This window comes from Halorubrum sp. SD612, from assembly GCF_002135005.1.
This window is the reverse complement of record NZ_NEWI01000084.1, coordinates 1-13,052: the sequence shown is the minus strand read 5'-3', so window position 1 is coordinate 13,052 and position 13,052 is coordinate 1. Positions and strand designations below refer to the sequence as shown.

Below are 13,052 nucleotides of genomic sequence, written 5' to 3'. Positions count from 1 at the left end.
ACGCGGAGCTTCGACCCCGGGCGCCGCGTCGCGGACCGCGAGTTCGACGCCGCGCTCCACGCGAGCGACGTGCTCTTCGTGAACGACCGGGAGGCCGACGCGCTCGCGGCGGCCACGGACGTCGATCCGTGGGAGCCGGAGGACCGCGTCGTCGCGATCAAGCTCGGCGACGAGGGCGCGACGGTGCGGACGCCGCACGGCAGCGTCTCGCACCCCGGGTTCGACGTCGACCCGGTCGACACGACCGGCGCCGGCGACGCCTTCGCGGCCGGGTTCCTCGCGGCCGCGCTGCGCGAGCCGGAGCTCACCGGCGACGGGTTCTCGCACGACCCGCGCGACTACCAGGTCCCGATCCTGGTCGGCAACGCCTGCGGCGCGGTCGCGACCGAGTCGGTGACCGCGCGCACGGACCTCTCGTGGGACCGCGTGCGGGACCGGATGGGCGAGTCGCCCGAGACTGACCTCCTCATCGAGGTCCGCGGCTGAGACGCCGCGGTTTGACGCCGGGCCGCCGCGTCAGTCCTCGTAGTCGAACGCGACGGCGAGGTCGTCGGCGCCGAAGAAGACGAACCGATACCGGCCGGGAACGAGGTCCGGACAGACCCGGAACGCGTCCGCCTGCGGCCCGTCCCCGACGAGCCCGGACTCGCTCATCTCGAACTCCCACGTCAGCGTCCCCCCGGGCGGGACGCCGATCGCCACGTCGTCGTAGCCGACGGCGGGGTCGCCCTCCGTCGCGCGGAGCTCGGTCCAGCCCGCCTCAGTCAGGATCTCCAGGTTGTACTGCCCGCGACTACCGACGTACGCCGTGCGACCGGAGACGTTCGTCAGTTCGATCCGGAACGCAGTCCCGCGGCCGATCGCGAGCGGATCGGACCCGGGGGCGTCGTCGTCGGGGATCACAACGCGGAGCGCGAGCGGACCGTCGCCGCCGGCGCCGGTGCCGACCTCGCCCGCGCCGCCCCAGTTGACGCCGTCCTCGTAGAGCTGTGGGTGACGCTCGGCCCCCTCCGCGTCGCAGTCGAACGAGGCGGGGACGTTCGACGGCCCGTGGTCGGGTCGGATCTCCCCGGCGAGCCCCTCCGGGTCGCGGATTCCGTCGGCGTCGCGCACCGTCCCGGTCTCGCCCCAGCCGTCGGTGACCGAGAGCCGCGCCGCCCGGGGGAGGGGATCGCTCGTGACCCGGAGCAGCGCGGCCGAGTAGGTGATCGCCTCGCCGCAGGTGACATCGTCGCCCCCCGGCCCCTGAACCGTCGCGTTCGCGACGAGGGTCCCGTCCTCGACCGCGACCCCGCCGAACGCGATCTCGTCGTGACAGGTGTCCGGCCCGACGGACTCGACGTAGCAGAGCCTCGACGCCGCGAAGTCGGTCTCCTCGACGAACGCGCGGACCCGTTCGGGCGCGTCGTCGAACAGCCCCGCGCCCTCGCCGTGCTCCTCGGTGATCAGCGCGCAGAACCCGCGTCGCTCGTTCCGGTTCCACGCCGGCCCGGACAGGGCCGCGCCGACCTGCTGAACCGCCGTCGTCACCCCGTCGCCGCCGTCCCCGCCGTCGCTCGCGTTACCGTCGCCGTCGCGTCGGTCGCCGCCGTCCGTTCCGTTTCCGCCCGGGATCGGGTCGCCCGCCTCGGTACATCCCGCGAGCGCGGCGACGCCTCCGACGGCGACGCCGTGGAGGGCCGCTCGCCGCGTGAGACCAGTCATACCTCGCGGTACGCTGTCGATACGTAAGTCCCTCCTGTAGACGCAAACGCGCGTCTAACCAACCGGTCCGCGGCTGGTCCGGGAGCGCGGGACGCGTTCCGGCCGGCCTACGCCGGCGGCGCGAACAGCGCCTCGATCCCCTCGGCGTCGGGGTCGGCGGCGAGGCCGAGCGCGAGCGCGACGCGCGCCTTCGGGGCCGGGAGGTCGCCGGCGAACGTGACGCCGTGGTCGGCGAGCGTGACGGCGCCGCCGGCGGTCCCGTACACCGGCTCCGTCGGCCCGGCGGGCGGGCGCCCGGCCACGACGACCGGCACGGACTCGACCGCTTCGCCGATCGCCTCTCCGAGCGCCCCGGTGACGTTCCCGAGACCGGTCCCCTCGACGACGATCCCGCCGACCCCCGCGTCGAGCGCGCGTTCGAGCGCGCCCGCACCGACGCCGGTGCCCGAGTGGATCACCGGGACCTCGGGCACGTCCTCAGCACCCTCGACGGCGTCTGCGAGGGGATCGACCGAGACGCCGCGCTCGGGGGTGCGGAGGAGCCGCGAGGCGGCGCGAGTGAACGTCGCGACCGGGCCCGCTCCCGGCGAGGTCATCGTCGACAGCGCGTTGCTGTGGCCCTTCACGACGTCGCGGGCGGCGTGGAGCTCGTCGTCGAACGCGACGTGGACGCCGCGCGAGAACCGGCTGTCCGCGGCCGCCCGAACCGCGAGCGCGAGGTTCGCCGGTACGTCGCTGGAGGGCTCGTCGAGCCGCCGCTGCGCGCCGATGACGACGACCGGCGCGTCGAGGTCCGTGAGGAGGTCCAGCGCGAACGCGGTGTCCGCCAGGGTGTCCGTCCCGTGGGTGACGACGACGCCGTCAGCAGCCTCGTCCGCGCTCACGCCCGTCCGGTCCGGGCCTTCGCCCACCGCCTCGCGCGCCGCCGCCGCGGTCGCGAGCACGTCGCGCCACCGGACGTCGAACCCCGGCCGCGAGCAGACCTCTCTGGCCGTCACCCGCGCGTGGTCGCTCACGGCCGGCACCGCCGCCACGAGGTCGTCGCCGGTCTTCTCCGGCGCCGCACCGTCCTCGCCCGGTTCCGAGGCGATAGTGCCGCCGCAGGCCACCACCGCCACGCCCGGGCGACCGCCGTCGGTTCGCGCCGTGGGTCGCTCTCGGTCGCTTCCGGTGCCGCCGCGCCGGCCGTTCGAGTCGCCGCGCCGGTCGCGGTGATCGGTCTCGGTCATACCGGTCCTCGCTCCCCGACGGACAAAGCGATTGGTACCGCGGCAGGCGCTCGGCTCGGCGCGCGCCGGACCGCGACCGGGGTCGACTACCGGCGGCTCGCGGCGGTCGGACTGCTCCGCGGGCCCAGACGCTCCGAAACCCTCGGTTCGGCACAGATCTCGAAACAAAGGATTAGCGGAGCCGATAAACAGTTAAAATATCTCTGAGCGGGTTTTAAAACGTCCAAACCGACCGAGAAACGTGGTGAAATTCGTCGAACCCTCGTCGGGCTATATGTGGTCCCCCTTCCTACGGAGAGGTGTCCATGTCAACCCCCGCTCCCACGCAGATCGCCTCCGGCGAACGGCTCGCCGGGCTGATGACCGGCACCGTGAAAGCCGCCGCCTTCTGGGCGGCCATCGCCATCCCGGCCGCGTACCCCGCCCTCCTGTACGCGGGCCTCGACGGCGGCACCGGGCAGCTGTTCGTCGCCCTGCTGTTCGCGAACGCCCTCGCGCTCGCGCTCGGTCACGACCACAAGCGCTGAGACCGCCGCCGCCGACTCGACCGCTCGCCGACCGCCGAGGCGTCGCGTGGACACCGACGCCGCGCCCTCCCGCCCTCCTCCGGGCCGTTCTCCTATCTCCGAGCCCTCCTCCCGGCCGCCCCCGCGCGCTTTCGGGCCGCGCCGTTCCGCTCTCGAAGCGCTTACCCCCGTCCCGGGCCGACTGCGGGTATGAGCGACGAGACCCGCGTCGAGTGGCGCGACTGGGGCCCCGAGGCGTTCGCCGAGGCCGACGAGCGCGACCGCCCGGTGCTGCTCTCGCTGTCGGCCACCTGGTGCGAGGGCTGTCACGAGATGGACGCGATCACCTACGCGGAGCCGCGGATCGCTGCCAACGTCAACGAGGGGTTCGTCCCCCTCCGCGTCGACGTCGATCGCCACCCGCGGGTGCGCGAGCGCTACAACATGGGCGGGTTCCCGACGACCGCCTTCCTCACGCCCGAGGGGAGACTGCTGACCGGCGCGGGCTACCTCGACGTCGACGGGATGCGGCAGGTCCTCGAATCGGTCCGACAGATGTGGACCGACAAGGGCCGCGACGCGGGGCGCGTCCCCCGAGCGCTCGACGCCGACCTGCCGCCCCGCGGCGACGTGACCGACGGGATAGAGAGCCACCTCGCCGGGCAGCTAGAGGCGAAGTACGACGCCGAGAACGCCGGCTGGGGGACAGACGCGAAGTTCCCGCTCCCGCGGACCGTCGAGTTCGCGCTGAAGCGGGACCGGAACCGCGCGCTCCGGACGCTCGACGCGGTCCGCGACCACCTCACCGACGACGTCGACGGCGGATTCTTCCGCTACGCGGGGACGTCCGACTGGGGGGACGTCGCCTACGAGAAGCCGCTCGACACGAACGCCGCCGTGACCCGCGCGTTCGCGAACGCCTTCCTCTACACCGGCGACGAGGCGTACCTCGACCCAGCGCTCGACGCCGTGGACTTCCTCACCGACGAGCTCTGGACCGGCTACGGCGTCGGCGGCAGCCTCGGTCCCGGGCTCGGCCGCGCCTACTACGCCGCCCCCGCCGAGGACAGGGCGGACTTAGACGAGCCGCGCCGCGACCTGACCGTCTTCGCCGGCGGCAACGCGCTCGCCGCCGACGCGCTGCTCGCGGTCGCCGCCTACACCGACGACGAGGGCGCCCGCGGGTACGCCGACCGGATCCTCGACGGGCTCGAACGCGACCTGATCGACGCCGACAGCGGCGCGGTCACCCACTACCGCGGCAGCGACGAGGCCGGCGAGTCCGACCTGTTGGAGGACGCCACCCGCGTGGTCGGGGCGTACGTCCGCGCTGCCGGCGTCCGCGGCGAGGGGGCCGACGTGGCCTGCGCGGTCGCGGACCGAGCGATCGACCGGCTCCACGTCGAGGGGTCGTTCGTCGACGGGCCGCGCTCGGGGGCGGGACTGCTCGACCGGTCGTTCCGCCCGCTCGACGCCAACGTCGAGATGGCGACGGCGCTCCTTGACCTCGCGGCGCTCACCGGCGAGGACCGCTACCGCGAGGTCGCCCGCGAGACGGCCGAGGCGTTCGCCGGCGCGACCGAGCGCCTGAGCGTTCAGGTCGCCGCGTACGGGAGCCTCGCCGCCCGGCTCCGGCGCGGCACGACCGTCATCGCGGTCGGGACCGAACCCGGGAGCGACCTCCACCGCGCCGCGTGGCGGGTCGCCGACCACGAGAAGGTGATCGCACCGAACGCACACGAGGCCGACGCGCCCGCGCCGCGGACGGTGCCGGAAGGAACCGCGGTCGTCCTCGCGGGCGACGAGACCTCCGAGCCGGCGGAAACGCCCGACGAGTTGATGCGTCGCGTCGGCGACGTCCTAGCGTAAGCCGCGCCGATACGCCGGGGAAAAATCGCCGCGTCGCGCCGGTGGCGGCGAGGACGCCCGATCGGTCGGTCCGGATCGTAAACGGGCGACGCGTTTATACGGGTGCCGCGGCATCCCCGGGTATGGCATCTCTCCGCGACCTAGGGCTCTCAGAGTACGAGGCCCGGGCGTACCGCGCGCTCCTCCGGACCGGTCCGACGACGGCGAAGGACCTCTCTCGGGCCAGCGAGGTCCCGATGGGGCGGATATACGACGTGCTCAACAGCTTAGAGCAGCACAGCCTCGTCCGCAGTCAGGCCGCCAGCCGACCGAAGAAGTACGTCGCGGTCGAGCCCGACGCCGCGCTGGACCGCCTGCTCGACGAGAAGAAACAGGAGCTGCGGACGCAGGCCGAGCAGTACGAGTCGGTGGTCGACGACCTCTCCGCCGAGCTCGACGCCGGCGAGCCGGTCGACGGCCAGTTCTGGACCGCGGCGGTCGGCGCCGAGGAGGCGACGGACCTCCTCTTGGAGCGGATCGCCGCCGCGGAGCGCAGGGTGGTCGTGGTCGCGGGCGCGCCGGCGACTGGCTTCGACCTCGGCACGATCGGCGAGCGCGTCACCGCCGAGCTGGAGTCCGCGCTCGAACGCGGCGTGGAGATCCGGGTGCTGCTGTCGCCGGCGACGGTCGACGAGCTCCCGCGGAGCGTTGGCAGCCGATACACCTCCGAACTCGCCGACATGGACGGGTTCGAGGTCCGGACGTCGCCGAACGTGGACGGGACGTTCAACGTGTTCGACGAGATCGAGGTGTGCATCGAGGTGCCACACCCCCTGTCGGCGGACGAGCCGTTCGCGATGATCGACGTGAAGGACATCGACTTCGCGACGAGCGTGAAAGAGCAGTTCGAGCCGCGGTGGGCGGAGGCGGAGCCGCTGACGTTCGGGTGAGCTGACACCGAGACGGGACGCGGCGCGCGGTGCGAGACGCTTACCGGCCGAGTTCGCCGCGCAGGTCGCCTAGTCTGACCTCGCGTTCGGCGTGGGCGTTGTGCTGGTGGATCGACTCGTCGTTCGGCTGTTTCATGCGGATCACGGCGTCGTCCGAGAGGTGCGGGAACTCCTCGACGGTGCCCTCGGCGAGCGCGCGGACGCAGTCCTCGACGAACTTCGCGTCGGCGTGGGCCTCGTAGGTCATGTGGTCCTCGTCGGGCCGCTTCGCCATGTTGTAGATGCGCGCGCTCATCGAGTCCCGGGCGACGTCGATCACGTCGCGGAGGTCGACGTCGGGGTGGCCGTCGGTCGTGATCGTCAGGGTCGCGTGGCCGCGCTGGGAGTGGCCCGGCTGCGGGACGGCGTCCAAGAACTCCTCGGTCGTCTCCTCGTCGATGCCGAGTTCGGCGAGCTTGTCGCGGGCCCGCGACTCGCTCATCCCCTGCGAGCAGGGGCAGACGGTCATCCCCGTCACTTCGGCGCCGATCTCCTCGCGCGTGCCGTCCTCGGTCGCCTCGGCGCTGGCGACGATCGTCGCCGTACTCTGCGTCTCGATGTCGGAGGCGGGCGTGTTCTCGCGGGTGACGAGCTCCGCCGTCATCGACACCTCGGCGGTGGTGGTGTAGTCGTGTTTCTCGAGGAGTCGCTCGGCGGCGTCGCCGCAGACGTCCTCGACGCGGTACGCCTCCTCGCGGGTGATGTCTTCGAGGATCTCGTCGACCGTCGCGAGGTTCCGCGACATGTCGATCCCCTTGCGACCGCTCGGGAGGTCGACGAACACCTCGAACTCCGCCATGAGGACGATGGGTCGCTTGTCACCGCGCGCCAGCTTCACGAGCTTCTCCACGCCGGTGACCCCGACCTGCGACAGCCCGACGGTGACGTCGGGGGCCGAGGCCTGTACGTCCGGCAGCTGATGACTCATTACGAACATGATAGGGACTCTCGGGATTAGCCCTTTCGGAAGGGGGAGGTACGTCGGGTAGTCGCGCGCGTGCGTCCCGGCCGCGCACGACGCGAAACGTGAGGGGCACCGCCGATCCGCGCGTGTGAGACCTCCACGCCCCGCGGGCCGTAACGCACGATTTATAACGGCGGCAGCGGAAGGTGTTCCAAGACCATGCCGAGTTCCAATGGGCCGCAGAAGGCGACTCGCGACAAGCTCTCGAACAAGCCCCGCAACCGCGGCACCTCCCCGCCGCAGCGAGCGATCCAGGAGTTCGAGGAGGGGTCGCAGGTCCACCTCAAGATCGACCCGAGCGTCCCCAAGGGGCGCTTCCACCCGCGCTTCGACGGCCGGACGGGCACCGTCATCGGCAAGCAGGGGTCGGCGTTCAAAGTCGAGATTCCGGACGGCGGCAAGACGAAGACGCTCATCGTCACCGCCGCTCACATGCGGGCGCAGCAGAACTGAGATGACGATCTTCAAAGAGAAGCTCGACGAGGAGTACGTCACCACCTCCGAGGCGAAGGAGATCCTCGTGGAGATCGAAGACGAGCGCGCGGCCGACGAGGACCGCGATCTCCGCTACGAGCTGGCCCGCGCGATCGAACACGTCAACCGCTTCGCGGACCTCGACGCCGACGAGTCCCGCGAGCTCGTCGAGGAGCTGACCGACCTCGACCAGGTCGACGTGCCGACCGCCGTAAAAATCGCCGACCTGCTCCCGGAGGACCGCACGGAGCTCCGCTCGGTGTTCGCCCAAGAGCGCTACTCGCTCGACGGCGAGGAGCTCGACGAGATCCTCGACGTCGTCGCGAAGTACGCCTGACCGCGAGATTCTTCCGGCCCGGCGGGGGTCCGTCGCCACGTTTTTTCAGATTTCCGCCCGTATGTCGAGCCGCATGTACCAGACCACCCTCGTTCCGACCGGCGAGGGCGTCGCCGCCCTCGACGCGGTCGACGACGCGATCGACGTCACGGCGGCCGACGGGACGGTACACGTCCTCGGCGTCGTCGAAGAGATCCCGATGTACGACCGGTCCGGCAAGCCGGAGAAGTTCGACGACGACCCCGAGCGCCGCGACGAGCTGGAAGCGGCGGTCGACCGGGTCGCGACGGCCGTCGCGGACGCCGGCATCGACAGCGAGACCGCGGTCGAGTCCGGCGTCCCGGCCCACGAGATCGCGGCGTACGCCGACGCCGTCGACGCGGACGCCGTCGTGATGGGCAAACGCGGCCTCGACGCGGCGGCCGGCGACCTGCTCGGGAGCACGACCGAGCGCGTCATCCGGAACGCCGACGCGACGGTCGTCTCCGTCCCGGTCTCCGAGTGAGCACGCGCGGCCGCCCCCGCCCCGCGTCGTCGGCCCCCGTACGTCACCGGTTCCGGCCGGTCTCAACGGCGATCGTCCCGAAGAGCCGCTGATCGCGCTCCCGGACCGCGGCGCCGTCGTCGAGTGCGCGACGCGCGGCGGCGGTGCGCTCCGCGAGCCTGCCGAGCGGGTCGTCGCCCCGCGCGTCGAAGAGGCGACCGTTCACCGCCACGAACGCCCGGAGCGCGGCGTTCGCCGCTCCGTTCCCCTCCGGGACAAACGCCGCGACGACGACGGCGTCCGCGAGGTCGCACCAGCGGCTCACGACCCGGTACGGATCGGCGAACAGCGACGTGACGAACGTCGCGAGGACGCCGGCGGCGGCCGCGACGGGCGGTCGCTCGGCGTCGCCCTCGACGAGCGAGACGTTCCCCCAGTCGTGCCGCTCGACGAGCCCGGCCGCGCGGTCGAGCATCCGCGGCGAGATGTCGACGCCGACGACGCGCCCGCTCGGCCCCACCGCGTCGCGGAGCGCGGGGAGGTTCACTCCCGGCCCGCAGCCGAACTCGACGACCGTGTCGCCGGGGGCGAGGTCGAGCGCGCGGACGCAGGCGGCCCGGACGCCGCCGACGGACGCCGTAGCTCGCGCGAACCAGTCGTAGACCCGCGCCCACGCGTCGTAGCCGCGGCGGATCCGACGCAGTCGACGCGGATCCGTTTCCGGATCGCCGGCCACCACGGAGTCGCCGTCACGGTCCCGGGTCACTAGTCGACGCCGACGGCCGCCGGCGGGGTCTTCGGCCACCACCGCGCCGGCCCGTCGCGCGCGACCGTCGAGCGACACCGCTCCGAGTCCGTACAGCCCCGCGGCCGCTGGTAGGCGATCCCCCGCTCGGCCAGGTACGACACGTACCCGTCGTCGACGCGGTCCAGCTTCTCGTGACAGACCCACCGGTCGCCGCACGTCCCGGCGGCGACGCTCCGGTACGGGCAGGTGAACGTCGTCTCCTCGATGCCCGCCTCGGACGCGGTCTCGTCGATCCGCACGCCGACGGAGCGGTACGCCAGCCGGAGTCGCCGGAAGACCGCGCTCGGCGACGACGCGCCGAGGAACAGGACGTGCGCGAGCGCGTATCCGAAGTCGTGGAGCAGCCGCTCGCCGCGCGTCAGCGACGCTCGGTCCCCTTCCAGCCGCGTCCGGAGCGTGCCGTACCACTCCGCTATCTCGCGGACCTCGTCGCGCAGCGCCGCCGCCTCCACGAGCGCCTCTCGCCGCTCCGTCAGGGGCGTCGCCCCGTCGGAGAGACGGAACGACGGCACCGCCTCGACGTGTTCGAGCACGCGCTCGCGGAGGCAGTCGCCGTCCGCGTGCGCCGCGGCTCGGCGGCGGAGCTCGGGGTACCAGTCCCGCGTCAGCGCGCCGTACGCGCCGTCGAGGAACTCGTCGACCCGTGCCGCGTCCTCCGCTCCGCTCGCTCCGCCGCGATCCGTTCCGCCCGCCCCGGCGGTCGCCCCCGGGAACGCCTCGACGAGTCGCATCACCGCCGCCGGCTCCGGTTCTGCCATGGTATTACGTGTCACTCGACGCTATTGAATCCGCCCGGCGGCGGCCGCCGTCGCCGCGGCCCCGGCAGCGGTTTTTTCACCGCTCGGAGCGTTAAACGATACATGGACAACGCCGACGGCGACGGGACGCCGGAGGACGACCGAACGGGCGGCGACGCCGCCGCGGACGCCGGGGAGACGCCGGACGAAGACGCCGCCGGCGACGGCGGGGACGGACCGACCGCCGTCCTCCTCGACGTGCTGCCGAACGGGCGTCCCGACGACGACCGCCCGCAGTCCCGCAAGTCGCCGGTGGCGTACGGGCTCGGCGACGACTCGTTCGCGCTGTACGAGCTGATGCTCGCCGCCGGCGCGGACGTCTCCGTCGGCGACCGGCTCGGGCTGGACGGGCCCAACGTCGGCCGCTACCGAGAGGTCTCCTTCGACGGCCTCACCCGGAACGCGGCCGCGGAGATCGAGTACGCGGCCGAGGCGATCGTCGAGGCCGACGAGGAGCGGTTCGTCGACTTCTACAACGAGGCGGGCCCGATCACCCTCCGGCTCCACCAGCTGAATCTGCTGCCGGGGATCGGCAAGAAGCTGCGGAACGACCTGCTCGACGAGCGGAAGCGCGGGCCGTTCGAGAGCTTCGCCGACGTCGAGGAGCGCATCTCCGGGCTCCACCGTCCCCGAGAGGTGATCCTCGAACGGATCGTCGAGGAGATCCGCGAGGACGACCTGAAGTACCGGACGTTCGTCGGCCGCGAGGAGTGAGCGACGGGCGGCCCGTGCCCCCCGCGACCGTGGGCACGACCGGGAGTCGCCGCGATCCGCCGCCGCGACGCCCCCGAAACGAGACTTTTACCCGAACACCGCGTGTATCCCGGCCATGACCGACTCACCGACGGGTGAAGCCGCCGGCTACGGGAGCCGCGATCCCGACGCGCTCGCGCGGCGGGCCGGCGCGCGGGCGGACCCCGACCGCGACCAGCACTTCCTCGTCGACGACCGGGTCCTCGACCGGATCCCCGGCTACCTCCCGGCCGACGCCGACGGGAGTCACCTCCTCGAGATCGGCGGCGGCGCGGGCGCGCTCACGGACCGCCTGCTGGCGGCGGCGACGGCCGACGGGACCGCGGACTCCGGCCGCGTCACCGTGATCGAGCGCGACGGGGCGTTCGCCGACTTCCTCCGCGAGGAGTTCGCCGCCGCCGTCGCCGACGGCCTCCTCGACGTGGTCGAGGGCGACGCGCTCGACGTCGACCTCCCGCCGTTCTCGGCCTGCGTCGCCAACCTTCCGTACGGCGTCTCCTCGGAGATCGCCTTCCGCCTGCTCCCCGAGAAGAAGCCGCTCGTGTTGATGTTCCAGGCGGAGTTCGCCGACCGGATGGTGGCGTCGGCGGGCGAGTCCGAGTACGGCCGCCTCTCGGTGTCGGCGCAGCACTACGCCGACGTGGAGATCGTCGAGCGCGTCCCGAAGGAGGCGTTCGACCCGCAGCCGGCCGTCGAGAGCGCCGTCGTGCGCTGTGCGCCGCGGGACCCCGACTACGTCGTCGGCGACGAGGCGTTCTTCCTCCGGTTCGTGAAGGCGCTGTTCACCCAGCGGCGCAAGACGGTGCGGAACGCGGTGCGGAACACGGCGCACATCTCCGGGCTCGACGAGCCGGAGGCCGTCGTCGACGCGGCCGACGAGGAGCTGTTGCGCAGTCGCCCGGGGAAGCTGGACCCGGCGGCGTTCGCCGCGCTGGCGGAGCTGGCCCGCGAGCGCGGCTCGCCCACGGGGGCGTGACATGACCGGGTGGATCGGCCTCGTGGCGGCGGTTCAGCGCGCGCTCACGGGCAACGCGGAGCGGTTCGCCGCCTCCGCGGGTATCGTCGCCGCCGTGCTGATCGTCCGGTACCTCACGCGACGGCTGCGCCACGGCGACCGAGACCTCTCCTCCACCCAGCGGCTCCTGCTGTCGGCGGGGGTCGGCGTCGCCACCGCCGCGGGGGCGATCACGCTGATCGCGGTGTGGGACCGGAGCGGCGCGCTCTTCGAGACGGCGCAGTCGGCGCTCAGCGCCGATCAGGTGTCGAACGTCGTCCTTAGCGTGATCCTCTTGGCTATCGCGTACGCGCTCACCGACTTCCTCGGGGGCGTCATCCGCGAGATCGGTGCGGAGAGCGCGTCGATCTCGCAACACCAGCAGGAGGTGATCCTGCGAATCACGCAGCTGACCGTCTACACGTCGGCGGTCCTCGCGGTCGTCGGGCTGTTCACCGACAACGTCGGCAGCCTCCTCGTCGGCGCGGGGTTCCTCGGCATCGTGGTCGGCATGGCGGCCCGCCAGACGCTCGGGGCGATACTGGCCGGGTTCGTGCTGATGTTCTCCCGGCCGTTCGAGGTCGGCGACTGGGTCGAGATCGGCGACCACGAGGGGACCGTCACCGAGATATCGATCATGAGCACACGGCTCCGGTCGTTCGACGGCGAGGTGATCACGATGCCGAACGACGAAGTCCGGTCGGGGTCGATCGTCGACCGATCGCGGCGGAACCGGCTGCGGATCGAGGTCGAGGTCGGCGTCGATTACGACACCGACGTGGAGCGCGCGGCCGCCGTCGTCGAGGAGGCGGTCGCGGGCGTCGAGGACGTCGCCGAGATGCCCGAGCCGAACGCCGTGACGAAGCGCTTCGACGACTCCGCGGTCGTCCTCGGCCTGCGCTACTGGATCCGCAACCCGAGCATGCGGAAGCGCTGGCGGACCCGGACCGCCGCGATGAACGCGATGAAGAGCGCGCTCGGGGACGAGGGGATCGTCATCCCGTTCCCGCAGCAGACGCTCTCCGCTCGCGCCGAGGACGCCTCCGGGCCGCAGTTGGACGCGGCGGTCGAGGGCCGGGCGGCGACGCGCGGCGGGTCCGAAAGCTCCGGCGACGGCGACGCGGAAGGGGACAACGCGCAGAGCGGTGACGCCGGGGGAGCCGAC

At 72.6% G+C, this 13,052-nt stretch carries 15 protein-coding genes; 10 read left to right on the top strand and 5 right to left on the bottom strand.

Translation table 11 applies throughout. The features are described from left to right. The coding region (locus B9G38_RS10540) for a carbohydrate kinase family protein (RefSeq protein WP_233127189.1) at positions 1–486 on the top strand (486 nt) is incomplete at its 5' end. Positions 487–516: 30 nt separating this feature from the next. Here the strand turns inward: B9G38_RS10540 and B9G38_RS10535 are convergent. After that, on the bottom strand, positions 517–1,704 hold the full coding sequence (locus B9G38_RS10535; RefSeq protein WP_086220338.1) for a hypothetical protein: 1,188 nt from the start codon (positions 1,702–1,704) through the stop codon (positions 517–519). Between the two features lie 107 nt (positions 1,705–1,811). After that, positions 1,812–2,933, bottom strand: a complete 1,122-nt coding sequence (locus tag B9G38_RS10530) for an asparaginase (protein WP_086220337.1) — start codon at positions 2,931–2,933, stop codon at positions 1,812–1,814. Positions 2,934–3,238: 305 nt separating this feature from the next. Here B9G38_RS10530 and B9G38_RS10525 point away from each other — a divergent pair, with 305 nt between their 5' ends. The 3 genes from B9G38_RS10525 (at position 3,239) to B9G38_RS10515 (ending at position 6,237) form a co-directional block, all read left to right on the top strand. Further along, entirely contained in the window at positions 3,239–3,460 is a 222-nt protein-coding gene (locus tag B9G38_RS10525; RefSeq protein ID WP_049930415.1) for a hypothetical protein, read from the top strand. 189 nt (positions 3,461–3,649) lie between these two features. After that, a complete protein-coding gene (locus B9G38_RS10520) occupies positions 3,650–5,308 on the top strand; it encodes a DUF255 domain-containing protein (RefSeq protein WP_086220336.1) in 1,659 nt (552 codons plus the stop codon). A gap of 122 nt (positions 5,309–5,430) precedes the next feature. Continuing rightward, entirely contained in the window at positions 5,431–6,237 is an 807-nt protein-coding gene (locus B9G38_RS10515) for a TrmB family transcriptional regulator (RefSeq protein WP_049930418.1), read from the top strand. Between the two features lie 40 nt (positions 6,238–6,277). Here B9G38_RS10515 and mptA read toward each other — a convergent pair whose 3' ends face one another. Then, on the bottom strand, positions 6,278–7,204 hold the full coding sequence (gene mptA, locus B9G38_RS10510; protein ID WP_086220335.1) for a GTP cyclohydrolase MptA: 927 nt from the start codon (positions 7,202–7,204) through the stop codon (positions 6,278–6,280). Between the two features lie 195 nt (positions 7,205–7,399). Between mptA and B9G38_RS10505 the strand changes: the two genes are divergently transcribed. From B9G38_RS10505 to B9G38_RS10495, 3 genes are all read left to right on the top strand, one after another. After that, entirely contained in the window at positions 7,400–7,693 is a 294-nt protein-coding gene (locus tag B9G38_RS10505) for a 50S ribosomal protein L21e (protein ID WP_049930420.1), read from the top strand. Between the two features lies 1 nt (position 7,694). Next, positions 7,695–8,051 carry an RNA polymerase Rpb4 family protein gene (locus B9G38_RS10500; protein WP_086220334.1) on the top strand — a complete coding sequence of 119 codons (357 nt, stop codon included), beginning with the start codon at positions 7,695–7,697 and terminating at the stop codon, positions 8,049–8,051. A gap of 73 nt (positions 8,052–8,124) precedes the next feature. Further along, the gene (locus B9G38_RS10495) at positions 8,125–8,556 is read left to right on the top strand and encodes a universal stress protein (protein WP_086220333.1); all 432 of its coding nucleotides are present in this window, start codon (positions 8,125–8,127) and stop codon (positions 8,554–8,556) included. Positions 8,557–8,599: 43 nt separating this feature from the next. On the opposite strand, the gene B9G38_RS10490 is transcribed toward B9G38_RS10495, so the two are convergent. Continuing rightward, the gene (locus B9G38_RS10490) at positions 8,600–9,340 is read right to left on the bottom strand and encodes a class I SAM-dependent methyltransferase (protein WP_086220339.1); all 741 of its coding nucleotides are present in this window, start codon (positions 9,338–9,340) and stop codon (positions 8,600–8,602) included. After that, positions 9,301–10,101, bottom strand: coding sequence for a hypothetical protein (locus tag B9G38_RS10485; protein ID WP_086220332.1), 801 nt, complete (start codon positions 10,099–10,101; stop codon positions 9,301–9,303). The genes B9G38_RS10490 and B9G38_RS10485 overlap by 40 nt, the downstream gene beginning before the upstream one ends. Before the next feature lie 102 nt (positions 10,102–10,203). Here B9G38_RS10485 and B9G38_RS10480 point away from each other — a divergent pair, with 102 nt between their 5' ends. The 3 genes from B9G38_RS10480 to B9G38_RS10470 all read left to right on the top strand — a co-directional run. Then, entirely contained in the window at positions 10,204–10,854 is a 651-nt protein-coding gene (locus B9G38_RS10480; protein ID WP_086220331.1) for a DUF655 domain-containing protein, read from the top strand. A gap of 115 nt (positions 10,855–10,969) precedes the next feature. Then, entirely contained in the window at positions 10,970–11,869 is a 900-nt protein-coding gene (locus B9G38_RS10475; RefSeq protein ID WP_086220330.1) for a 16S ribosomal RNA methyltransferase A, read from the top strand. Between the two features lies 1 nt (position 11,870). Continuing rightward, the coding region (locus B9G38_RS10470; protein ID WP_143415411.1) for a mechanosensitive ion channel family protein at positions 11,871–13,052 on the top strand (1,182 nt) is incomplete at its 3' end.